Raw genomic sequence first — 22,957 nt, forward strand, 5'->3', positions numbered from 1 at the left:
GACGGTGATCTGGCACACGTTCTAGATTCGGTGACATGGCCGAGACTGTGACCGGATTGCTGACCGAACGCGCCGACGACGACGGCACCGCGATCCTCTCCGATCAGGGCTCGTGGACCTGGCGCGAGTACCTGGCCGACGCCCGCCGGACCGCCGCCGCGGTGCTGAGCGCTACCGATTCCGGCCGCCCCATGCACGTGGGCGTGCTCCTCGGAAACTCGCCGCAGATGCTGATCGCGCTGGCCGCCGGCGCCCTCGGCGGCTATGTGACGGTGGGCGTCAACGACACCCGGCGCGGCGCCGAGCTGCTCGCCGATCTGCGGCGCGCGGACTGCCAGGTACTGCTGGTGGATGCTGCCCACCGGCCCCTGCTCGACGGCCTCGACCTCTCCGGGATCACGGTGCTCGACGTCTCCGAACCGGAGTGGCAGCAACGGCTGGACACCGCCGAAGAACTTGTGCCGCACGCGATTCCGGGCCCGATGGATCCGTTCATGCTCATCTTCACCTCGGGCACCAGCGGCGAGCCGAAGCCGGTTCGCTTCGCGCACATGATGATTCCGTTCGCCGGTCCGCCGCTGGTGGAGAAATTCGGCATCACCGAGCGCGACGTCTGCTACCTGTCGATGCCGCTGTTCCATTCGGCCGCATTGCTCGGCGGCTACTGCGTGGCGTTGGCGAGCGGGGCGGCGATGGTGCCGACGCCGTTCTCGGCGTCGACCTTCGTCGACGACGTCCGACGGTACGGCGTGACCTACATGAACTACGTCGGCAAACCGCTCGCCTACATTCTCGCGACCCCCGAACGGCCCGACGACGCCGACACCACGCTGCGCGCCGCGTTCGGCAACGAGGCCACCGATCGGGACATCGACGAGTTCGCCCGACGCTTCGACTGCGCGGTCTGGGACGCCTTCGGCTCCACCGAGCTGGCCATCATCATCACGCGCGAGCCCGGGACGCCGCCCGGCTCCATCGGCAAGGGCTTCCCCGGGGTGGCCGTGTACCACCCCGGAACCGGCGTCGAATGCCCGCGCGCGGTGTTCGACGAGCACGGCGCGCTGGCCAACGCCGAAGCGGCCACCGGCGAACTGGTGAACACCCACGGCGGCGGCCTGTTCACCGGCTACTACAACAACGACGCCGCGACCAGCGAGCGGCTCCGCGACGGCATGTACTGGTCCGGCGATCTCGCCTACGTGGACGAGAACGACTGGATCTATCTGGCCGGCCGCTCCGGCGACTGGATGCGCGTGGACGGGGAGAACCTCGCCGCCGGGCCCATCGAGCGTGTGCTGCAGCGGCTGCCCGCACTCAACCGGGTCGCGGTGTACGCGGTGCCCGACGAAGTGGTCGGCGACGCGGTGATGGCCGCCGTCGTCCTCAACGACGACGCCACGCTCACCCCGGACGAGCTCACCGAATTCCTTGCCGCGCAACCGGATCTGTCGCCGAAGGCGTGGCCCACGCATGTGCGGATCGCCGACGATCTGCCGACCACCGCGACCAACAAGATCCTCAAGCGGACGCTGAAGGAGCAGGGCCTGACCACCGACGATCAGCTGTGGAGCCGGCCCGCCCGCTCCACGTCGTACGCCGCGGTCTGAGGGCTGCTCCGTGCACCTGGTGATCGGCGGGAACGGTTTCCTCGGCTCGCACCTGGTGCGCCGCCTGCTCGACGACGGGCAGCAGGTCCGCGTCCTCACCCGCGCCTCCAGTGACCTTCGCACGCTGGGCGGACTCGACGTGGAGCACGTCACCGGCGACCTGTTCGACGCCGCTGCCGTCGATGCCGCGATGGACGGATGCGCGACGGTGTACCACTGCGCGGTGGACACCCGCGCCTGGCTGACCGACCCCGCGCCGCTGTACCGGACCAACGTCGAGGCGCTGCGGTCGGTGCTCGACGTCGCCGCCCGCCGCGACCTGAACCGTTTCGTGTTCACCAGCACCCTGGCGACCATCGGGCGCGGCGACCGCCGGTCCGTGGTGGACGAGACGCAGGCCTTCAACTGGCCCGATTCGGCACCGCACTACGTACGCGCCCGGGTGGCCGGCGAGACGTTGGCGCTGAGCTACGCGGCCGACGGTCGGGTGCCGGTGACCGCGATGTGCGTGGCCAACACCTACGGCTCCGGTGACTGGGCCCCGACGCCGCACGGCGCGTTCGTCGCCGCGGCGGCGCTGGGCAAGCTGCCGTTCACCGTCCGCGGCATGCGGACCGAGTCGGTCGGGATCGACGACGCCGCAGCCGCCCTGGCGCTGGCCGCCGCGCACGGTCGCGTCGGCGAGCGCTACATCGTCGCCGAGCGCTACCTGGACCTGGGCGAGGTGGTGGCCGCGGCGGCGTCCGCCGTCGACCGCGATCCGCCGCGCCTGGTGCTGCACAAGCCCACGCTGTACCTCGCGGGCGCAGCCGGGTCGGCGTTCGCCGCGCTGACCGGCAGGCCGCAGAAGCTCAGCCTGGACTCGGTGCGCCTCATGCACGCCTTTCCTCCGATGCGCCACGCCAAGGCCGAGCGCGAGCTGGGCTGGCAGCCGCGCCCGGTCCTCGACGCGATCGCCGACGGCGCCCGCTTCTGGCGCGACCTGGCCGCCTCTCGCCGCCGCTGACACCGTCGGCTTCCCGCGAGACGAGTCCGCTCCCGCGAGAGGTCTCGGTTGCCGCGGGCCTTCCAGTGGCCCGCGGGAACGGAAGCCTCTCGCGGGAGCGGAGAGCTCTCGCGGGAGCGAACCCGGAGCGGCGGTCAGATGGGGGTGATGGGGATGGAGGGGCCGCGGTCGGTGAAGCGGAAGTCGGCGCCGGAGGAGAAGCGGGTGATGGCCACCTCCCCGGATTCGGGCAGCTCCTGATCGCCGCGGGTGAAGCGGACTTCCAGGCCGCCGTCGGCCGCGGTGGCGGAGACGGCCAGGAACGGGTCGAGCGCGGTGGCCATGGCCTGCAGCGGTGCGAGGTAGTCGACGGTGAGCAGCGCCAGCCAGCCGCCGTCGGTCATCGCGGGTGAGTCGGCGGGCAGGTGGACCACGACGTCGTCGCCGTCGACCCGCACCTCGACACCGGTGTACTGCGCCGGCCCGAGGATGGGATGCAGCGACAGCACCTGCGCCACCGAATCCGCGTCGCGTCCCAGCCCCAGCGCCCGCTGGAGCCGCTCGGCGGTGAGGCCGCTGATGCCGGTGAGCTGCTTGCCGAAGATCTCCCGGACCTGCTCCTCACTCTCCGCGCGACGTCGCACGCTGAGCTGGAAGCCGAGCGCGAGCAGTTGGTGCTGCAGCGCGACCTCTTCGGCGATGCGCACCAGGGCGCTGGTGGAGAACTCGCGGAACTGGAGGTCGTGCACCAGCGGGCCGCGGTAGTCGGTCATGCCGTCGGCGTCGGCGGGATCGATCGGGCTCAGCCCCACGCTCGCCGCGCGCGTGGTGAACACGTGCTCGGCATCCGGCGGGAGCGGAAGCTCGGCGCGTTCCGGATCGATGGTGACCGTCCACGCGCAGTGCGGGGTCCGGTCGGTCGGCACCCGCGGGGGCCGATGGATCGGCCGGATGCGCGCGCGCCGGTTGGTGGCGATCGCGGTGGCGTCGAAGGTGGGGTCCTCGATGTCGTGGCACATGGCGGTGACGTACTCGTCGCCGAGCGGCTCCACATCCATCAGCGCGCCGCAGTGGTCGAGCACGAAGGCGCCATGATCGTGATCGGTCACCTCGTAGCGGAAGTCCATGAACTGCGGCGGCGCACCGATGTCGAGCTGGATGGCCTTGAACATGTCCTCGACGCCGTCGCCGTCGATGGCGAGTGCGGCCCGCATCCGGCTGGTGTAGACCGGGCTCGACGCCATCCACTCCTCGATCGCGACGGCGGTCATGGTCTCGCGACCGAACGCGCTGATCAGGTGGGCCATTCCGCTGCGGTCGATCAACTGCCCGGACAGCAGCAGCTCCGGCACCAGGATGGCGAGCTGCGTCTGGTCGAGGACGGAGTACCCGTCGCGGCAGGTGGTGCGCTCGGTCATGTCGGTCACCAGAGCGCGACCGGCGCCTGGCCGATCGGGTACCAGCCGGGCAGGTTCCCGGGAGCGGCCTTCTCGATGCGCGCCAGCATGCCGTCGCTCATCTTCTTGTCCTTCATCAGCTCGATGAACAGTGCGCTGACGTTGCCGTAGTCGAAGAAGTCGCGCTGCCAGGAGAACTGGAAGTTCCCGGCGTACTTGAACCAGCTGCCCTGAATCCCGTTGAGCGCGTAGTGCGATCCGTCGTCGCGGGTGGCCTCGTAAACCTGCTTCCACAGGCCGAGCATGTCGCCGGTCTTCTCGTCGATCACCCACGCCTGGTACGGGTAGGTCCAGCCTTCGAGGCCCTCCATCTCCTGCCCGAGGGCCAGGTCGCGGATCTCGTCGCGGCCGACGGCCATGAAGTCCTTGTGCGGTCCGTAGTTCCAGCCGTAGGTGGCGTCCTCGGTGTAGAACTCGGACAACGGGCGCCAGTCGCCCGCGCGCTCGGCCTCGTCGTTGGCCGTGAGCCAGCGCTCCACCATCTCGTCGAGCTCAGCGCGATCGAAAGGTCCGTGGTCAGTCACACTTGTCTCCAGTCTTGAGGTATTCGGGTCTTGAGGGTGTTCGGAATCAGTCTTCGACGATCCGCAGTGCCTGCGTGGGGCAGTACTGCACCGCGGCGGTCACTGCGGCGCGCTGCGATTCGTCGGGGTTCGGGTTGAGGATCTCCACGTGATCGCGGTGTGCGGCAAAGACATCCGGCGCTTCCATCTCGCACATGCCGTGTCCCTGGCAGAGGTCCAGATCCACTTCGACGCGCATCAGACGCTCCGGCGGCGGTACCGCACGTTGCACGGCTTGGCCAGCTGGACCACCATCTTGGAGTGGTCGTTGCGGTACGAGTCGGCCGGCTGCGCCAGCTCGAACTCGTAGTTCTGCAGCAGCACCGAGAAGATCGCCTTCAACTGCATCATGGCGAATTGCGCACCGACGCAACGGTGTCGGCCGGCCCCGAACGGGATCCACGTCCACCGGTTGGCCAGATCCTCTTGGCGCGGAACCAGATTGCGGTCCGGGTCGAAGGCGTCGGGGTTCGGGAAGTCCTGCGGCAGACGGTTGGAGACGGCAGGCGAGACCGCGATGGTCTGCCCCGCACGCACCTGATGTCCCTCGATCACGAAATCCTCCTGCACCACCCGCATGAGCACGATGAGCGGCGGGTGCAGGCGCAGCGTCTCCTTCAGTGCCGCTTCGAGTTTCGGGATCTGGCGCATGGCGGCGAACGAGTATTCCGCGCGCCCTTCGCCCTTGTCCTCGTAGATGTCGTCGAGCTCGGCGACCACCTGATCGAGGTAGTCGGGGTTGCGCAGCAGTTCCAGCAGCGTCCACGCCGCGGTGCCGGAGGTGGTGTGGTGACCGGCGAACATCATCGAGATGAAGATGCCGGTGACGGTGTCCGGGCTGAACATCAGCGTGCCGTCGTCGTTGCGGACCGACACCAACACGTCCATCAGGTCGCGGTCGTCCTTGTCGGCCGGCGGGTTCGCGATCCGCCCCTCCATCACGCCGCTGATGAACTCCACCAGCTCCGCGCGGGCCGCGTCCCGACGGCGGAAGCTCTCGATGTCCGCGTGGGCGTCCACGTAGGCCATCGGGTCGGTGCCCTTCTCCAGATCGTGGTAGAGATCGGCGATGTGGGCGTTGAGTTCCTCGCGGAACTTGCGTCCGATCAGGCACGACGACGACGTGTACAGCGTCAGCTCGCCGAAGAACTCCAGCAGGTCGATCTCGCCTTCGTCGCCCCAGTCGGCGATCATCCGTTCCACCTCGGCGGGGATGGTGACCGCGTGCTGCTTCATGTGCGGCCCCTTGAGGGCCTGGTTGTGCAGCATCTCGCTGCGCCGCTCCGGGCTGGTGTCGAAGACGACGCCCTCGCCGAAGACCGGCGTCATGAAGGGATACGCCGCGGCTTGATCGAGCAGTTCGTCGGGCGCGCGGAAGAACTCCTCGTTCGCCGCGGCTCCGGAGACCAGCACGATCTCGCGGTCGGCGAGCTGGAACATGCCGATGTCGCCGCACTCCTCGCGGACCCGCCAGAACAGCGCGATCGGATCGGTGGCCAGCTCGGTCAGATGCCCGTGGGATTCCTCGCCGCCGGAAACGCGACGCGGGGTGAGCAGCGTGGTCATCAGTGGTTTCCCTTCTTGGCGATTGCGCCTTCGGCTTCGATCTCCAGTTCGCGCAGGTGCGCGCCGCGCGGCATGGTGACCATCGCGTGAATGCCCTGCGCCAGGTGCTCGGGGCTCAGGAAGTTTCCGTGCCGGGCCAGCCCGAACTTGATCCAGTCGTTGAGCATGTCCTCGGTCTGCTTCTGGTCGAGGTTCATGCCCATCCCGGTGAGCGTCTGCCCGGGCCGGACCACGCCGACGCGGACGCCGGTGCCCTCCAGCTCCATGCCGATGGTGGCGACCAGGCCGTCGATCCCCGACTTGGCGGCGACGTACGCGGCCGACCACGGGCGGGGTCGCTTGGCGACGTCGGACCCGATGAAGACGAAGTCGCCGCGGCCGCGTTCGATCATCGGTCCGATCGTCGCGCGGTAGATGCGGAAGGCCCCGTTGAGGTGGATATCGATCTGCGCGGCGAACTCGTCCGGCGTGATCTGGTGGGTCAGGCCGATCGCCAGGTCACCGGCACCGGCGACGACGATCTCCAGCCCGCCGAGCGCCTCGCTGGCACGGGCCACCGCGTCGACCACCGACGCGTCGTCGGTCACGTCCATGCGGACCGCGACCGCTTCGCCGCCGGCGGCGCGGATCTTGTCGGCGAGTTCGTCGAGGACGTCGAGGCGACGCGCGGCCAGGGCCACCGGATAGCCGGCGGCCGCGAACCATTCGGCGGTCGCGGCACCGATGCCCGACGACGCTCCGGCCACCAGGACGGGACGACGCTCCGGATGCGGAATCAGTGCCATCAGCGGGCCTGCACCGTCATCGGGAGGTGCGCGAAGCCGCGCACATTGACCGAGTGCACGCGCTCGGCGGCGGCCTCGTCGATCTCGTAGCTGCGGACGGTTCGAGCCAACTCGGCCAGCCCGATGTTGGTCTCCAAGCGCGCGAGGTGCGCGCCGAGGCAGAAGTGGGTGCCGAGGCCGAAGCTCATGATGGTGCGGCTCACGTCGCGGCCCAGGCGGAAGCGGCCGGCGTCGGGCCCGAAGACCTCTTCGTCGCGGTTGGCCGAGCCCACCAGCAGCAGGATCCGCTGCCCGGCCTCGATCCGGTGACCGCCGAACTCGACGGCTTCGCTGACGCGCCGCAGCAGCATCTGCGTCGACGTGTCGTAGCGGAGGGTCTCCTCCACCCAGTCGCTCACCTGCTGCTCGCCCGGGTCGTCGAGCACCTTGGCCAGTTCGCCGCGATTGCGGTTGCCCCAGAACACCGAGTTGGCCAGCAGTTTGGTGGTGGTCTCGTTGCCGGCCACCACCATCAGCATCATGAAGCCGATGATCTCCTCGTCGCTCAGCCGCGCGAGTTCGCCGTCGTCGCCGACCATCTCCGCTTGGATCAACGCCGACACCAGGTCGTCGCCGAGGTTCTTCCGGCGGTCGGCGAGCAGCTCGGTGTAGTAGCGGTGCAGCTCGAGGTAGGCGTAGATCGCCGCCTCGGGGACGTCGGTGACGCCCTCCTCGCGGTGGATCAGCAGGTCCGACTGGGTGCGCAGGTGCGCCCGATCGGCGGGGCCGACACCCAGCAGTTCGGAGACCACGTCCATCGGCAGCAGGCCGGCGAAGTCGTTGACGTAGTCGAACTGACCCATCTGCAGGCACTTGTCCCAGTGCTGCGCGGTGAGTTCGGCGATCCGCCCGGCCAGCTCGCTGACGCGACGCGGCGTGAATCCCTTGGAGACCAGCTTGCGCAACCGCAGGTGGCGCGGGTCGTCCATGGCCAAGAAGCTCATCGACTTCTCCGCGTGCGGGGTGTACGACGCCGGGTCGATGGACACGCCCCAGCTGTTGGAGAGGCGCACGTTGTCGCGGAAGCCGGCGGCCACGTCGGTGTGCCGGGCCAGGGCCCAGAAGTCGCCGTCGGAGTTGTAGTACACCGGCGCTTCGGCGCGCAGGCGCGCGTACGTCGGGTACGGGTCTTCGTGCAGGTCGTACGAGTAGGGGTCGAACGGGATGAGCGTCTGCATCCCCCGGTCGGCTGCGGCAGTCATCGGGTCTCCTGATCGAGAGGGGGCTGATCGGTCAAGAGCAGTCGTGCGGCGGCGACGAGCCGCTCGGACGTCTGCTCGTAGGTGAGGTGGCCCATGCCGGCGTGCACCAGGCCGCCGGCGTAGAGCATTTCCAGGGCGTCGACGACGGGGCCCGGATCGGCCGGATCGGTGTCGAGGGCTTGGGCCAGGCGCTGCCGGATGAAGCCGCCGACGCGCAGTCGCAGGTGTTCGACGTCGGGGTCGGCGCCGAGCAGCGCGACGGTCACCGCGCCGCCGAGCTGCCCCTCCCCGGCCACCACCATCGACACCCCGCGCAGCACCTGCGCGACGCGTTCGACGGGGTCGAGGTCCGGGTCGGGCGCGGGCACGCCGTCGGCCAGCCGGCGCCAGAAGACCTCGGCCACCAGGTGGTTCTTCGACGAGAAGTAGGTGTACGCGGTGGCCGGCGCCACGCCGGCGCGCTTGGCCACCGCCCGCACCGTCAGCCCGTCGAAGCCGTCCTCGTTGAGCACCTCGACGGCGGCATCAGCGAGCCTGGCCACCGTCTCGGCCTGTTGCGGCGTGAGACGGCGGCGCGTGGATTCCTGGGACACGACGCTGGACATGTGACCGACGCTACACTAGGTTCAGATTCGAGTCCAGACACCTGTCCAGATGGAGTTCCAGCACATGACTCTTCGCCCTGATTTCGCCTCCGACCTGCTGATCGACGGCAAACTCGTCGCCGGGTCCGGCGGCACCTACGACGTCGTGGACCCGGCCACCGAGGAGGTGATCGGCCAGGCGGCCCAGGCCACCGCGGCCGATATGGACGCCGCGATCGCCGCCGCGCGGGCCGCCTTCGACACCACCGACTGGTCCCGCGACCACGCCTTCCGCGCGACGTGCCTGCGCCAGCTGCGCGAGGCACTGGCCGGGCACTTCGACGAGCTGCGCGAGCTGACCGTCGCCGAGGTCGGGTGCCCCGTGTTCCTCACCCACGGCCCGCAGCTGGAGGGCCCGATGAACGACCTCGACTACTTCGCCGGGCTCGCCGAGAGCTACGACTGGACCGTCGACCTCGGTGAGGCGTCGCCGATGGGCATCAAGAACCATCGCGAGCTGCGGTCGGAGGCGGTCGGCGTGGTCGGTGCCATCACCCCGTGGAACTTCCCGCACCAGATCAACTTCGCCAAAATCGGCCCGGCCCTGGCCGCCGGCTGCACCGTGGTCCTCAAGGCCGCCCCGGACACCCCGTGGTGCGCGGCCCTGGTGGGCAAGGTGATCGCCGAGGAGACCGACATCCCGGCCGGCGTCATCAACATCGTCACCTCCACCGACCACGAACTCGGCGCGCAGCTGACCGCCGATCCGCGGGTGGACCTGATCTCGTTCACCGGCTCCACCGCCACCGGGCGCGCCGTGATGGCCAGTGCCGCAGCGTCATTGAAGAAGGTGTTCCTGGAACTCGGCGGCAAGTCCGCGTTCCTGGTGCTCGACGACGCCGACCTCGGCGCCGCCTGCGCGATGGCCGCCTTCAACGTGGTGACCCACGCCGGCCAGGGCTGCGCCATCACCACCCGCCTGGTGGTGCCGCGCGAGAAGCTCGCCGAAGCCACCGAACTGACGCGCAACGCCCTCGCCGGGCTGCCCGCCGCCGACCCGACCGAGCCCGGAACCATTTGCGGCCCGCTGATCTCCGCGCGCCAGCGCGACCGCGTCGAGGAGTACATCGCCCTCGCGGTGGCCGAGGGCGGCACCGTCGAGACCGGCGGCGGCCGACCCGCGGACCGCGAACACGGCTACTTCGTCTCCCCCACGCTGATCTCCGGCCTGGACAACTCCGCCCGCGTCGCGCAGGAGGAGATCTTCGGTCCGGTGCTGGTGATCCTGGCGCACGACGGCGACGACGACGCGATCGCGATCGCCAACGACTCCCCCTACGGCCTCTCCGGCCAGGTGTGGGGCACCGACCCGGCGCGCATCAACCACGTGGTCGACGGTGTCCGCACCGGAACCATGGGCATCAACGGCGGCATCTGGTACTCCGCCGACGTGCCCTTCGGCGGCTACAAACAGTCCGGCATCGGCCGCGAGATGGGCGTCGCCGGCTTCGCCGAATACCTGGAGACCAAGGCCGTCGCCCGCCCCGCCTGACGCCTGATCTCGACCCACCAATCCCCTTCTGCTGCACCCACTCTCGAAAGGAACCCCACCCATGAGCCGTTTCACCGACAAGGTCGCGATCGTCACCGGCGCCGCCGGCGGCATCGGCGAGGCCTACGCACGCGCGTTGGCCGCTGAAGGAGCCACCGTGGTGATCGCCGACGTCAACGACGAAGCCGGCCAGGCGGTGGCCGACTCCCTCGGCGGCCTCTACGTGCACACCGACGTCGCCGATCCGGACTCGGCGGCCGCGCTCGCGGCGGCCGTCGTCGAACGCCACGGCAAGATCGATCTGCTGGTGAACAACGCCGCCATCTACGGCGGCATGAAGCTCGACTTCCTCATCACCGTGCCGTGGGACTACTACAAGAAGTTCATGTCGGTGAACCTCGACGGCGCCCTCAACGTGACGCGCGCGGTGTACCCGCACATGCCCTCCGGCAGCGCGATCGTGAACCAATCCTCCACGGCCGCTTGGCTCTACAGCGGCTTCTACGGTCTGGCCAAGGTCGGCGTGAACGGCCTCACCCAGCAGCTCGCCGTCGAGCTCGGCGGGCAGGGCATCCGGGTCAACGCCATCGCCCCCGGCCCGATCGACACCGAGGCCACCCGCACCAGCACCCCGCAGGAGATCGTGCAGGAGATGGTGAGCCGACTGCCGCTCAAGCGCCTGGGCACCCCGGAAGACCTGGTCGGCATGTGCCTGTTCCTGCTGTCGGCCGAGGCCGACTGGGTCACCGGCCAGATCTTCAACGTCGACGGCGGGCAGGTCATCCGTTCATGACCGACGACACGCTGCGGCTCGGCTACGTCGGCCTGGGCAACATCGGCGCCCCGATGGCCGGGCGGCTGGCCGCCTGGCCCGGCGGTCTGGACGTCTTCGATCTGAACGACGAGGCGGTCGCCGCGCTGGTCGCCAACGGTGCGACGGCGGCCGCCGACCTCGCCGCGCTCGCCGCATCGGCCGACGTGATCGGCATCTGTGTGGTGAACGACGCCCAGGTCCGCACCGTGGTCGACGGCCTGCTCCCCACCGCCCGCGACGGCGCCGTGATCACCGTGCATTCGACCATCTCCCCGGAGACCGCGGTGGAGTTGGCCGCGGTCTGCGCCGAGCGCGGCGTGACGCTGCTCGACGCCCCCATCTCCGGCGGCGCGCCGGGCGCCGAGCAGGGTCGCCTGGCGATCATGTTCGGCGGCCCGCGCGCGGCCTACGAGTCGATCAAGGAGCCGTTCACGCTGGCCGGCGACATGCTCGTACACGCCGGCGAGGTGGGCGCCGGCACCCGAATGAAGTTGGCGCGCAACCTGTTGCACTTCATCTCGTTCGCCGCGACCACCGAAGCGGCTCGCCTCGCGGAGGCCTCCGGCCTCGACCTGGCCAAGCTCGGCCGCGTGGTGCGGCACACCGATGCCATCACCGGCGGCGCCGGCGCGATCATGCTCCGCGAGACCACCACCCCGATCGACCCGGACGACTTCTGGTATTCGATCTTCACCCACGTCCGCGAGTTGGGCGAGAAGGACCTCGGCCTCGCCCTCGCCGCCGGACGGCAGCTCGGCGTCGACCTTCCGCTCGGCGAACTCGCCCTGCGCGACCTGGCCGCCGGCCTCGGCGTCCCCCATCCCGAAGGAGAACAGGCATGACCGAATCGACCACCGGACCGTCCGCGCAGCGCCAGAAGGGCCTGCGGGTGATGTCGGAGGTGTACGGCTGGGAGATGGCCGACGGCCCGGGCGACTTCTTCGCCCACACCGCCGACCAGGTCTTCGGCGAAGTCTGGTCGCGCGAGGGCCTGTCCCACCGGGACCGTCGCCTGATCCTGCTGGGGGCGCTCGCGGCCAACGGCATGGTCGACGTCGCCGAGATCCAGGCCGGTGCCGCCCTCGGCAACGGTGAGCTCACCCCGGAGGAGCTGAACGAGATCGGCCTGTTCCTCTGCTACTACGTGGGCTGGCCGCTGGGCACCAAGATGACGATGATGTTCGGCGAGCAGATCAAGCAGCACAAGAAGAAGTAGCCGCCCGCGCGGCAGCAAGAAGGGGCCCGTCCGACCGCTCATGCGGTGGACGGGCCCCTTCCTCATGGAGCTCGGGTCAGGCGGTGGCCCCCAGGTAGGCGGACTCGAGGCGGCCGAGGTCGCCCGCGAGTTCGCTTGCGGGACAGTCGATCGCGACGTTTCCGTGCACCAGCACCACCGCGCGGTCGGCCACTTCCAGCGCCAGCCGCACGTGCTGCTCCACCAGGATCATCGCGGTGTCCTGCTCCTCCGCCACGGTGCGCAGCACCGGCAGGATCGACTCGACGATCACCGGTGCCAGGCCCATGCTGAGCTCGTCGATCAGCAGCACCTTCGGCTTCTGCAGCAGGGCCCGGGCGATCGCGAGCATCTGCTGCTCGCCTCCGGAGGTCTGCCCCGCGGCCACTTTCATCCGCTTGCCGAGCGCCGGGAACCATTCCAGCGCCTGGTCCAGGCCCTCGCGGACCGGCGCCCGACGCGACGACCGGATCGCTAGACGCAGATTCTGCTCGCACGACAGGCCGCGGAACAGCGCCCGGTCGTCGGGTACCAACACGAGGCCGGCCCGCACCGCGGACCGCGGATCGCCGGAGCGCACGGCGACACCGTCGACCTCCACCTCGCCGTCGAGCCGCGGGTACAGGCCCGCGAGCGTCTCCAGCGTGGTGGTCTTGCCCGCACCGTTGGGACCGAGGAACGCGATGATCTCGCCGCGCTCCACGGTCAGGTCGATGCCGCGCACCACCGGGCTGTCCTCCCGGTAGCCCGCATCCAACTTCTGCAACGTCAGCATGCTCACGCCTGCACCTCTTCGTTCGTTTCGGCCACCGGGGTGCCGAGGTAGGCGCCGATCACGTCGGCGTTGGCACGGATCTCGTCGGGCGTACCGGTGGCGATGAGCTTGCCCAGATCGAGCACGATCACCCGGTCGCACACCGACAAGACCAGGTCCATGTCGTGGTCGATCAGCAGCATGGTGACGCCGCCGTTGCGGGCCGCGGCCAGACGCTCACCGAGCCAGCGGCTCTCCGACGAGTCCAGGCCGGCGGCCGGCTCGTCGAGCAGCGCGACTTGCGGCTGCCCGGCGAGCACGCGGGCCACCGAGACCAGCTGGCGCTGGCCCTGCGACAGACCCGCAGCTTCGACGTCGGCCAGGTGCGCGATGTCGAGCAGCGCCAGCACCTCCTGCACGGTCGCCGCGGCATCGTGGTTGTCCCGTCGCACACCGACGGTGACGTTCTCGGCCACCGACAGGTCGTCGTACAACTCGATGTCCTGGAACGTGCGGCCCAGGCCGACCCGCGAACGACGATGCGGGGCCATCCCGCTCAGTTCGGTGCCGTCCAGGGTCACCGTGCCGGTGCTCGACGCGAACCCGCTGATGGCGTCGACCAGGGTGGTCTTGCCCGCACCGTTGGGTCCGATCAGGCCGACGATCTCGCCGGGTCGCAGCGCGAAGCTGACCCCGTCGACGGCTACCACCTGGCCGTAGCGGACGCTGACGTCGTCGACGGTCAGCACCGGAATAGCGTCGGCGGGGATCGGGGTGCGCTCGACGACGAGCGGCTTGTCGCTCTCGGCGTCGATCGTCTCGGCGACCGGCGCGGCCTTGCGGCCGCCCAGGAACGCCGGGCGCGGGATCTGCTGGAACTGGCCGACGATGCCGTCGGGACTGGTCACCACGGTCACCACCAGCAGGATGCCGCTGACGAGCAGGTAATAATCACCGATGTCGAGCACGTACGACAGCACGGCGCCGGGCGCCATCACACCGGCCAGCAGCGCACCCGAGACGGACGTGACGCCGGCGATGTAGAAGATGACGAACAGGCCGATGCCGGAGAGCACGCGGTAGGAGTCGGCGGTCGCCAGCGTCTGCTGGCTGGCCAGCAGGACGCCGCCGAGTCCGGCGAGGAACGACGCGATCGCGAAGGCCAGCAGCTTGGTGGCGCCCACGTTGATGCCGGAGGCGGCCGCCGAGCGTTCGTTGGCGCGCACCGCGAGCATGGACGCGCCCAGCCGCGACCGACGCAACCACACCACGGCCAGCGCGCAGAGCACCAGAACCACCAGGACCATCAGGCCGAAGGCGATGCGCGGGTAGCCTTCGCCGCGACCGATGCCCAGATCCAGACCGAAGAACGACGGCTCCTTGATCGGCGCGCCCTGCAGGCCGCCGTTGAAGCTCGGATTGCGGAACCAGAACGCCTCGAGGAACACGGCGAGCGCGAGGGTGGCCACCATCAGCGGCAGACCACGCACCCGGAGGGCGGGTAGTCCGACGACGACACCGATGGCCGCCGCGACGAGCGCCGCGAGCAGTGCCCCGAGCGGGAACGGCAGACCCATGTTGACGGTGAACCGCGACAGCGAATAGGCCGCGGCACCGGCCAGGGACAGCTGCGCCAGCGAGACCTGGCCGGCGTAGCCGGTGACGACCACCTGGCTGAGCGCGATGATGCCGTAGATCAGGCTCATGATGACGGCCAAGCGCATGCTGCCGGAGGTGCCGAACAGCGCGGCCAGCGCGATGCCCACGCAGATGACGGTGGGGATCAGCACGTGGTTCGGGCGCGGTGAGCGACCCAGATCCTGCCGGATCACCGAGCCTCGACCGGGGAGTCGTTGGCCGCGGGCGAGCAGGAAGATGATGATCAGCAGCAGCGGCACGGCCTCGGCGACACCCGCATCCGGGAACCAGTCATAGGTGACCTGCAGCTTGGTGGCCTCGGACTGCAGCATGCCGATCAGCAGGCCTGCGGCCACGGTCAGACCGATGCTGGAGAAGTTGCCGACCAGCGCCGCGGCGAGCGCGGGCACGATGAACATGGTGTACGCGACCGAGTTGAGCGGCACCATCGGCGCAATGAGGACACCGCCGATGCCTGCGGTGGCCGACGACAGCGCCCAGTTCGCGACGGCGATCCGGTCCGGCGACAGGCCGGTGACCAGCGCGCCCTTCTCCGATTCCGCGGCGGCTTCGGTCGCGATGCCGAAGCGCGTGTAGCGCAGCACCAGCGCGGCCAGCACGGCCAACCCGACGATGACGCCGGCCAACCAGAAGTTGGCGGTGGAGACGGAGACGTCGCCCACCTTGATGGTCTCGTTGGGGAAGATCCGGCCCACGGTGGGCGAGTCGGGTCCGATGCGCAGGGCCAGGAGCGCCTGGATCACCAGCATCACGCCGATCGCGGCGACCGCCTTGGCCAGGGCCGGCGCGGTGCGCAGCGGCCGGAAGACGATCAGATAGAGCAGCACCCCGAGCAGCGCGGAGATCGCGACGGAGACGATCAACGCGGGCAGCACATCCCATTTGCCGCCGAGATCCACCGTGGTGGGGAAGCCGGGGATGGGATTGAGGAGTTCGCCTTGGCGGAGGTAGGCGTAGGTGTAGGCCGCGTAGAGCGCGATGGCGCCGGTCGCGAAGTTCACCACGCCGGAGCTCTTGTAGGTCATCACCAAGGCCAGGCCGAGCGCGGCGAAGACCGCGCCGTTGCCTAGGCCGAGGGTGAGGAAGGCCAAATGGTCAGTCATGGATGAAGGTGCCGTTCAGAGGAGGCGGAGGCGGAAGAGCCGGAATGCGGAGGCGGGAAACCGGAATCCCGGGGAAGAAGCGGAGGGTCCGCCGGGACGCACAGCGTCCCGGCGAACCCCCGCGGATAATGCGTCGATCAGTTGACCGTGACCGTGTCGGTGTACTTCAGGTTCTCGCCGACGTTGCTGACGAGGATCGAGCGGCTGCACAGCGACGGCAGCTGCGGGACGGCCTTGCCGTCGCAGGTGAAGGTCAGGCCCGGTGCAGCGGGCACCGGCACGTCCTTGGCGCTGCGCAGCGCGGCCTTCATCTGTTCGGGGCCGACGCCGTCGCCGGGCAGCGAGCCGCCGACCTGGGCCAGCGCCATGACGACCTGGTAGCCCAGGTAGCCCAGACCCTGCGGGTCGGTGTCGGGCGCGTACTTCGCCATCACGCTGCGGTACTGGGTCACGCTGTCGTCGTCCGAGGACAGGTTCACGGTGGTGAAGGCCTTGGCGCCCAGCACGGCATCCTCACCGACGGCGTCGATGACCGGCTTGTCGAGGCAGCTGGCGATCAGGTACTTCTGCACGTCCGGTGCGGCGGTCTCCAGCGCCTTGATGCCCTGGATGCACTGGCGGGTGTCACCGAGGATGGTCACCGCGTCCGGGTTGTCGGACAGGCCCGCCTGGATCTGCGGGGTGGGGTCGGCGGTGGCCGCCGGGATCGTCACGACCTTCAGATCCACGCCGGCCTGCTTGAACATCGGCTCGCCGAGCGCCTTCACCGAAGCGGCGGCGTCGCCGGTGTCGCCGATCAGGACGGTGACCTTCTTCAAGCCGTCCTTGGCGGCGGTGGCGGCCTGGCCGCCGAGCACGGAGATGATGCCGCCGGAGATCATGAACGCATCCGGGCTGATCATCTCGGCCTGGGAGACCGGAGCCTGAGCCACGTAGGGAATGCCCGCACCCGAGATGATCGGGAGCATCACGGCACCCTGCGCACCGAGTGGCGTCACGACGGCGGAGACCTTCTTCTCCACCATCTCGTTGGCGCACTTGGTCGCGCTGGCCGGCTCCTCGTGCTGCTTGCAGACCACGAGTTCGATCTTGTGGCCGCCGATGCCACCGCCGTTCTCGTTGATGTACTGGGCCGCCGCTTCACCGCCCTCGCGCACCATGGGCAGCGAGATCTGGCCGCCCTCGGGAGCGATGAAGCCGATCTTGATCGCTTCGCCGGTCGCCGGATTGCTCGGCAGCTCCGTCGTCTTGCCCGTCGAGTTCGACGCGGTGTCGTCGTCCGAGGAACACGCGGTGAGTCCGCCCAAAACGAGTGCCGCGGCGGCGCCCATGACGGCAGTGGATTTCGCTGCGCGTTTGAAGCCGGTGGATACGTTCACTTGCAGATCCCTTCGATAAAGGTTGTCCGCCAGAATGTAACGTGTTCCAGATCTCACACGGCCGCGTATCAGAAAACCCGCCGGACACGTTTTGGTCTCGGCGGGTTTATCTGCAACTGCCCAGGTCAGCGCAGTTTGTCAGTCGGCGATCTTGACGACGGCCTTCCCTAGCACACGTCCTTCAGCGAGGTCGGTGAGGGCCCGCGGCAGGTCCTCAAGGGGGTAGGTGACGTTCACCGGTGGCCGCATCCCGGCCTCGATCATCTCGTTCAGATCGTCCTGCAGCAGGGCAGGCACCTCGGGATGCGTGCGGATGTATTCGCCCCACGCGGCGCCCACGATCGCGATGTTGCGGAACAGCACCCGATTGAGCTTGATGGTGGGGATGCCGCCCGCGGCGAACCCGATCACCACGAAACGGCCGTCGGGTGCGACGGTGCGGACCGCCTCGTCGAACACCTCCCCGCCGACCGGGTCGATCATCACGTCGACACCGCCGTCGGACAGTTCGAGGACGCGATCCTTCCAGCCGTCGGTCAGCTGCACCACTTCGTCGGCGCCGAGTTCGCGCAACATCTCTTCGGCACCGGTGCGGTGCACGATGGCGATGACCTTGGCGCCCATGGCCTTGGCCACCAGGATCGACGCCGTGCCGACGCCGCCCGCCGCGCCGAGGACGCCGACCACCTCGCCGGGCGCGGTCTGCGCGCGCAGCTTCAAGGCGAACAGCGCGGTCTGGAAGTTGATGCCCAGCGACGCGCCCTCGTCGAAGCTCAGCGCATCGGGCAGCCGGAACAGCTGCTGCTCGGCGACGGCCACCTGCTCGGCGAAGCCGCCCAGGAACGACGCCACCAGCACCCGATCGCCCGGCGCGAACGCCGACCCCTCGGGGGCGCTGCGGACCACCCCGGCCACCTCGGTGCCCGGGGTGTACGGCAGCGGCGGCCGCAGCTGGTACTTGCCCTGACTCATCAGCAAGTCGGGGAAACACACGCCGCACGACTTGATGTCGACGACCACCTGACCCGGTGCGGGGACCGGATCGGGCACCTCCTGGAGTTCGAGACTTTCCGGACCGTTCTCTGCGATCAACACCTGTGCCTTCATGAACCTGAGCCTACTTCCGCCCGGTACCGGAGAACACCGGCGTCGACGGACACGAGCGGGAAGTGCTTCGCCGACTCGCCGGAGGCCGCCCCCGAACCCGAGTACCGTGCAGTGGACGAACTCCCGATGAATCTCGCTTGACCCCGGCGGCACGGCACGCGGCTGATGCGGATGGCACCGGGAAGAAGCGGAGCCGCCTCATGTCTGATCTCCCGTCTGCCGCCTTCGGTGTCCACTCCGAGGTCGGCTGGCTCCGGAAGGTGCTAGTCTGCGCGCCGGGCTTGGCACACGAGCGTCTCACTCCCAGCAATTCCGCCGACCTGCTGTTCGACGACGTCCTGTGGGTCCAAAACGCTCAGCGCGATCACTTCGACTTCATGACCAAGATGCGCGACCGCGGGGTCGACGTCGTCGAACTGCACAACGTGCTCGCCGAGACGGTCGACGATCCCGCCGCCCGCTCGTGGTTGCTGGATCGCAAGATCGTGGTCAACGACGTGGGCGTCGGCCTGGTGCAGGAGACCCGGTCGTACCTGGACGGGTTGCCGTCCCGCGAGCTGGCGGAGCTGCTGATCGGCGGCATGTCGACCCGGGATCTGCCCGCCGAACTCCGGCCCGGATACATCGCGCTGGCGCGCGAGTCGAGCGGCGTCAACGAGTACCTGATGCCGCCGCTGCCCAACACCCTCTACACGCGGGACACCACCTGCTGGATCTACGGCGGCGTGACGCTCAACCCGCTGTACTGGCCGGCGCGGCACGACGAGACGCTGCTGATGAAGGCCGTCTACGAGTTCCATCCCGACTTCGTCGGCTCCACCGTGCTGTGGGGCGACCCGGAGCTCTCCTGGGGGCAGTCGACGATCGAGGGCGGCGACGTCCTGGTTCCGGGTGACGGGCTCGTCCTCATCGGGATGAGCGAACGCACGTCGCGGCAGGCCATCACCCAGGTGGCGTTGCGGCTGTTCGAATCGGGGCAGGCGAGCAAGGTCATCGTCGCCGGCATGCCGCGCCTGCGGTCGGCCATGCACCTGGACACCGTCTTCACGTTCGCCGACCGGGACCTGGTGACCGTCTATCCGAAGATCGTCGACTCGATCAAGCCGGTCACCCTCGTCCCATCGGATCGCCACCCGGGTCTGGAGGTGATCGAGGAGTCCGAGCACTTCATCGAAGTGGTCCGCAAGGCCCTCGGCCTCGACGTGCTGCGCGTGGTGGAGGCCGGCGGCAGCGAGTACGCCTCGGAGCGGCAGCAGTGGGACAGCGGCAACAATCTGGTCGCCGTCGAACCGGGTGTGGTCTTCGCCTACGACCGCAACATCTACACCAATGCGCTCCTGCGGAAGGAAGGCATCGAGGTGATCACCATCGTCGGCGCAGAGCTGGGGCGCGGCCGCGGCGGCGGCCACTGCATGACGTGCCCGATCATTCGCGATCCGCTCGAGGTGTGAGGCGGCGACCGGCATGCGTGCGCCCGTGACCCCGGGCACTAAGATTCGAAGCATGACTTCCACTTCGACCGACGCCACGTCCCGGCCGTCGGCCCAGCGCCTGTCCGTGGCCGAAGAGGCCCCCGGCTTCCTCCCGCTCGACGAAGCACTCGCCCTGTACGACCACGCGAAAGTGTTTATGGCGCAACCGGATTCGGTGGGCCTGGCGGTGGAGGTCGGCACCTACTGCGGCAAGTCGACGGTGTTCCTCGGCGACGTCGCCGAGAAGGCCGGCGGCCTGCTGGCCACCGTCGATCACCACCGCGGTTCGGAGGAGCATCAGCCGGGCTGGGAGTATCACGACACCACGCTCGTCGACCCGCACACCGGCACCCTCGACACGTCCGCGCGGTTCCGCCGGACCATGTTCGACGCCGGGCTGGAGGGCACCGTGATCGGTGTGCTGGCGCCGTCGACGGCAGCCGCGAAGATGTGGGGCCGCCCGGTGGACTTCGTCTTCATCGACGGCGGCCACAGCATGGAAGCTGCGCAGAACGACTACGACGGCTGGGCGCAGTGGGTGCGCCCCGGCGGCGCGCTGCTGATTCACGACGTCTTCCCCGACCCCGCCGACGGCGGGCGTCCCCCGTACGAGATCTACAAGCAGGCGCTGGAGTCGGGCCGGTTCACCGAGGTCGGCGTCGCCGGCTCCCTGCGGGTCTTGCAGCGCACCCGCGACTGACCCCTCTATCCACTCTGCCGTCTGCTGCAGTCGCCTGGTGACTGCAGCAGACGGCAGCGCTGTTCAGGCCGCGAGTTTCTCCACCGCGCTGCGCAGTGCGGCGAGTCCGGGTTCGGGGGCGACGCTCCGGGCGCGCGGCTGCGCGTTCATCTCCGGCGCCACCACCACCATCACGCGCAGCGTCCCACGGACCTGCGCCAGGAACACGAACTGGTTGAACGTCGGATCGGTCAGTGTGTCCCGCAGGATCGAGTGCGTGCCGCGCACCGCATCCGCACCGGGGATCTCCTCCATCGGCCACGGAACAGTGAAGCCGCCGGCCCCGTCCGGCCCGGCCAGCGCGGTGGCTTCGCATTGATCAGGCAGATCGAACCCCTCGTCGGTACCCGCATCGAAGGCAACCACGGCGATGAACGTACTGGTCGATCGGAACAGTACGACCTCCACTTCAGCCAGGTCACTCTCACTGACCTCCATCGGCACCGGAGCACATTCTTGCGGCTGGAAAGTCCAACCCGGCGGAAGGGGATTTGCCGCTACGTCCCGGGCTGCGCTCCGATTGGGGTTTTCCAATCTCGCGAAACCCTCCGGAGTCGGCATCGACGAGACGGCTCGCACCGACTTCGCAGGTTCCACTCCGTTCGAAGATTCAGCACAACCCGCTAGCGCCGACAGCGCCACTATCGAGCACAGGACATATCCGGGCCCACGCATATCCCACCCCATCTCAGAATTTGCCCATCTCAATAGCTCCAGTCACGCGGCCGATCATATCTTCCACCTCAAGTGCGACACTATCCACTGGATAGAGTCCATTGAAGGAGCCTCCCCAGCCAGAACCGTCGGCTTTAGTCAGATCGATCGCGCATGCTTCCTGACTGAGATACTCGGCGACTACCAACGTTTCGTCGAAGTCCGGCCATTCGCTCCGCGGGATCGTCGCGCCGTCGCCGGAACCGGCGAATACTTCAAACTGTTCCAGATCAGGATCCGTGTATCGAATCCATCGATCAGCGATGGAATGCACGTCCTCGATCGACAGAATCCCTGCGGTTAAGCTCAGCTCCTTGAACCCGTCCTGAAGCCTCGGCAGATCCCCGAGGACAGCAGCGGCAGCGTCGCCCCATGCGGGAAGATCCCCAGAATGGGGGACCTTCCCATACCACAGTTGATACGGAAACCTCTCCGAGAGCCCATCGAATACGTAGATGAGGACCGTCCACCGATCTTTGCGCCAATCGCCAGCAGGGGGCCCCGAAATGAAATCGCGAACGTAATGATAGCGCCTAGGCATTGTTGCCAGAAGAACACCACGAAGGTGAGAGCGGATGAACCGCCCCACTCTAGGCAGCTGAGGGCAGAGCTCATTCCAAACTCCGGCCAAATAGTCGCCACACTTATCATCCGGCAAAGACAAGGCCGTGATCCACTGCTCTGGAATTGCGCCACGCTCCTCCGGAGGAACGTCTGCTAACGCGATACGAAATGCTCGATTTCCCCGAAGTTCCTCATGGAAATCGTCGTGGTTCCAAAATTCGTCCTTCATCACGATAAGTTCCTATCCTCCCGCTAGACCATAATCACTCTGACTCACCGCGCCAACTGCGGCACTGCCACCGGTCACTGCCGCCCCGGTACACATTCCAGCACTCGCCAGGATGCAGGTACCACCGACGACGGCAACCCCGACGATAACTCCTCCGGCAATTACTTTGCCGCCATTACGCTCCCACCAAGAAGGCTCGTCTTTCTCGCCGCCAGCCGAGTCGTCAGTTGCCTGACTCGCGGGGGGATCGTTCTGCGGGTTCTCGGCCCCATTTGCGGAGGCGTTCGCAGAAGTCTCCACGCCCCCCTGCACCGTCCCAACTACGGCCCCTGCCGAAGCACCCGCGGCCACTCCACCGGTAACCTGCGCGCTTTCAGCAGTTGGCCCGGATTGAGGCGTCTCCTGTGGGTAGTCGACTTCGGGCGGTGCATCCGTAGGATAAGCAGTTTCGGTGGCTGTGGGCATCTCATTAGGGACCGCTGCGGTCTGCTCGCTGCCCTCTAGATCGCCTGAACCTTCCTGCGGGGTGGTCGTTGCACTTGGACTCAGAGAAGGGCTCACTGTCCTTTCAGTTGGCACTGCCGTCAAGGTCGGCATGCTCGATGCGGTCTGGCTTGGTCGGCCACGCTGCGGCGATGGTATTGAATCGATTGGCGGAAACTGCTTCAGATGCGCCAGCCCAATCGCTGCGATGACTGCAATAGGGCTCTTCGCATCTGAGAGTGCGTAGGTGAGCTTCGGGACGAGCGCGGGCGACCACAAGATGTAGGCGGGTCCTGGGTGTGATCATGGAAGTTCCTACACACCCTTGACGCACACCACAGGACCCATGGCTGAGCTTACTTCCGA

21 protein-coding genes are annotated in these 22,957 nt (G+C 68.4%); 8 read left to right on the forward strand and 13 right to left on the reverse strand.

The window, feature by feature from the left end; translation table 11 throughout:
• The first annotated feature begins 35 nt into the window (after positions 1-35).
• Together fadD1 and ABD989_RS15855 are read left to right on the forward strand one after the other, a co-directional pair.
• Entirely contained in the window at positions 36-1,607 is a 1,572-nt protein-coding gene (fadD1, locus tag ABD989_RS15850; protein ID WP_345314205.1) for a fatty-acid--CoA ligase FadD1, read from the forward strand.
• A gap of 10 nt (positions 1,608-1,617) precedes the next feature.
• Positions 1,618-2,613, forward strand: a complete 996-nt coding sequence (locus ABD989_RS15855; protein ID WP_345314206.1) for an NAD-dependent epimerase/dehydratase family protein — start codon at positions 1,618-1,620, stop codon at positions 2,611-2,613.
• A gap of 134 nt (positions 2,614-2,747) precedes the next feature.
• On the opposite strand, the gene ABD989_RS15860 is transcribed toward ABD989_RS15855, so the two are convergent.
• The 7 genes from ABD989_RS15860 to ABD989_RS15890 all read right to left on the reverse strand — a co-directional run bounded on the left by ABD989_RS15860 (position 2,748) and on the right by ABD989_RS15890 (position 8,809).
• The gene (locus ABD989_RS15860; RefSeq protein WP_345314207.1) at positions 2,748-4,010 is read right to left on the reverse strand and encodes a hypothetical protein; all 1,263 of its coding nucleotides are present in this window, start codon (positions 4,008-4,010) and stop codon (positions 2,748-2,750) included.
• A gap of 5 nt (positions 4,011-4,015) precedes the next feature.
• Positions 4,016-4,531 (reverse strand): nuclear transport factor 2 family protein, encoded by a 516-nt coding sequence (locus tag ABD989_RS15865; RefSeq protein WP_345314222.1) that lies wholly within the window; start codon positions 4,529-4,531, stop codon positions 4,016-4,018.
• An 88-nt stretch (positions 4,532-4,619) separates the two neighbouring features.
• Complete coding sequence (locus ABD989_RS15870) at positions 4,620-4,811, reverse strand: ferredoxin (protein ID WP_246992100.1); 192 nt, start codon at positions 4,809-4,811, stop codon at positions 4,620-4,622.
• Positions 4,811-6,178 carry a cytochrome P450 gene (locus ABD989_RS15875; RefSeq protein WP_345314208.1) on the reverse strand — a complete coding sequence of 456 codons (1,368 nt, stop codon included), beginning with the start codon at positions 6,176-6,178 and terminating at the stop codon, positions 4,811-4,813. The genes ABD989_RS15870 and ABD989_RS15875 overlap by 1 nt, the downstream gene beginning before the upstream one ends.
• Positions 6,178-6,963 (reverse strand): SDR family oxidoreductase, encoded by a 786-nt coding sequence (locus tag ABD989_RS15880; RefSeq protein ID WP_345314209.1) that lies wholly within the window; start codon positions 6,961-6,963, stop codon positions 6,178-6,180. Before ABD989_RS15880 ends, ABD989_RS15875 begins: the two co-directional genes overlap by 1 nt.
• A complete protein-coding gene (locus ABD989_RS15885) occupies positions 6,963-8,204 on the reverse strand; it encodes a cytochrome P450 (RefSeq protein WP_345314210.1) in 1,242 nt (413 codons plus the stop codon). The genes ABD989_RS15880 and ABD989_RS15885 overlap by 1 nt, the downstream gene beginning before the upstream one ends.
• Positions 8,201-8,809, reverse strand: coding sequence for a TetR/AcrR family transcriptional regulator (locus ABD989_RS15890; RefSeq protein WP_345314211.1), 609 nt, complete (start codon positions 8,807-8,809; stop codon positions 8,201-8,203). Before ABD989_RS15890 ends, ABD989_RS15885 begins: the two co-directional genes overlap by 4 nt.
• A 64-nt stretch (positions 8,810-8,873) precedes the next feature.
• Between ABD989_RS15890 and ABD989_RS15895 the strand changes: the two genes are divergently transcribed.
• The 4 genes from ABD989_RS15895 (at position 8,874) to ABD989_RS15910 (ending at position 12,370) form a co-directional block, all read left to right on the forward strand.
• Positions 8,874-10,340, forward strand: a complete 1,467-nt coding sequence (locus ABD989_RS15895; RefSeq protein WP_345314212.1) for an aldehyde dehydrogenase — start codon at positions 8,874-8,876, stop codon at positions 10,338-10,340.
• A gap of 61 nt (positions 10,341-10,401) precedes the next feature.
• On the forward strand, positions 10,402-11,133 hold the full coding sequence (locus ABD989_RS15900; protein WP_345314213.1) for an SDR family oxidoreductase: 732 nt from the start codon (positions 10,402-10,404) through the stop codon (positions 11,131-11,133).
• Positions 11,130-11,996 carry an NAD(P)-dependent oxidoreductase gene (locus ABD989_RS15905; RefSeq protein ID WP_345314214.1) on the forward strand — a complete coding sequence of 289 codons (867 nt, stop codon included), beginning with the start codon at positions 11,130-11,132 and terminating at the stop codon, positions 11,994-11,996. Before ABD989_RS15900 ends, ABD989_RS15905 begins: the two co-directional genes overlap by 4 nt.
• Positions 11,993-12,370, forward strand: coding sequence for a carboxymuconolactone decarboxylase family protein (locus ABD989_RS15910; RefSeq protein WP_246992115.1), 378 nt, complete (start codon positions 11,993-11,995; stop codon positions 12,368-12,370). The genes ABD989_RS15905 and ABD989_RS15910 overlap by 4 nt, the downstream gene beginning before the upstream one ends.
• Positions 12,371-12,446: 76 nt before the next feature.
• Here ABD989_RS15910 and ABD989_RS15915 read toward each other — a convergent pair whose 3' ends face one another.
• From ABD989_RS15915 to ABD989_RS15930, 4 genes are all read right to left on the reverse strand, one after another.
• Complete coding sequence (locus tag ABD989_RS15915) at positions 12,447-13,169, reverse strand: ABC transporter ATP-binding protein (RefSeq protein ID WP_246992116.1); 723 nt, start codon at positions 13,167-13,169, stop codon at positions 12,447-12,449.
• A complete protein-coding gene (locus ABD989_RS15920) occupies positions 13,166-15,904 on the reverse strand; it encodes an ABC transporter permease subunit (RefSeq protein WP_345314215.1) in 2,739 nt (912 codons plus the stop codon). Before ABD989_RS15920 ends, ABD989_RS15915 begins: the two co-directional genes overlap by 4 nt.
• Positions 15,905-16,041: 137 nt before the next feature.
• On the reverse strand, positions 16,042-17,283 hold the full coding sequence (locus tag ABD989_RS15925) for an ABC transporter substrate-binding protein (RefSeq protein WP_425556548.1): 1,242 nt from the start codon (positions 17,281-17,283) through the stop codon (positions 16,042-16,044).
• A 138-nt stretch (positions 17,284-17,421) separates the two neighbouring features.
• Positions 17,422-18,390: an NADPH:quinone oxidoreductase family protein gene (locus ABD989_RS15930; RefSeq protein ID WP_345314216.1), complete on the reverse strand. Its 969-nt coding sequence runs from the start codon at positions 18,388-18,390 to the stop codon at positions 17,422-17,424.
• Positions 18,391-18,590: 200 nt separating this feature from the next.
• On the opposite strand from ABD989_RS15930, the gene ABD989_RS15935 reads away from it, so the two are divergent.
• Positions 18,591-19,841: an arginine deiminase gene (locus ABD989_RS15935; protein WP_345314217.1), complete on the forward strand. Its 1,251-nt coding sequence runs from the start codon at positions 18,591-18,593 to the stop codon at positions 19,839-19,841.
• A gap of 52 nt (positions 19,842-19,893) precedes the next feature.
• A complete protein-coding gene (locus ABD989_RS15940) occupies positions 19,894-20,562 on the forward strand; it encodes a class I SAM-dependent methyltransferase (protein WP_345314218.1) in 669 nt (222 codons plus the stop codon).
• A 63-nt stretch (positions 20,563-20,625) separates the two neighbouring features.
• Here ABD989_RS15940 and ABD989_RS17790 read toward each other — a convergent pair whose 3' ends face one another.
• Together ABD989_RS17790 and ABD989_RS15950 are read right to left on the reverse strand one after the other, a co-directional pair.
• Positions 20,626-21,288: a DUF5642 family protein gene (locus ABD989_RS17790; protein WP_486327081.1), complete on the reverse strand. Its 663-nt coding sequence runs from the start codon at positions 21,286-21,288 to the stop codon at positions 20,626-20,628.
• Between the two features lies 1 nt (position 21,289).
• Positions 21,290-22,111 carry a hypothetical protein gene (locus ABD989_RS15950; protein WP_345314220.1) on the reverse strand — a complete coding sequence of 274 codons (822 nt, stop codon included), beginning with the start codon at positions 22,109-22,111 and terminating at the stop codon, positions 21,290-21,292.
• Positions 22,112-22,957: the final 846 nt, after the last annotated feature.

The organism is Gordonia alkaliphila, from assembly GCF_039542465.1.
Taxonomy (GTDB): Bacteria; Actinomycetota; Actinomycetes; order Mycobacteriales; family Mycobacteriaceae; genus Gordonia; species Gordonia alkaliphila.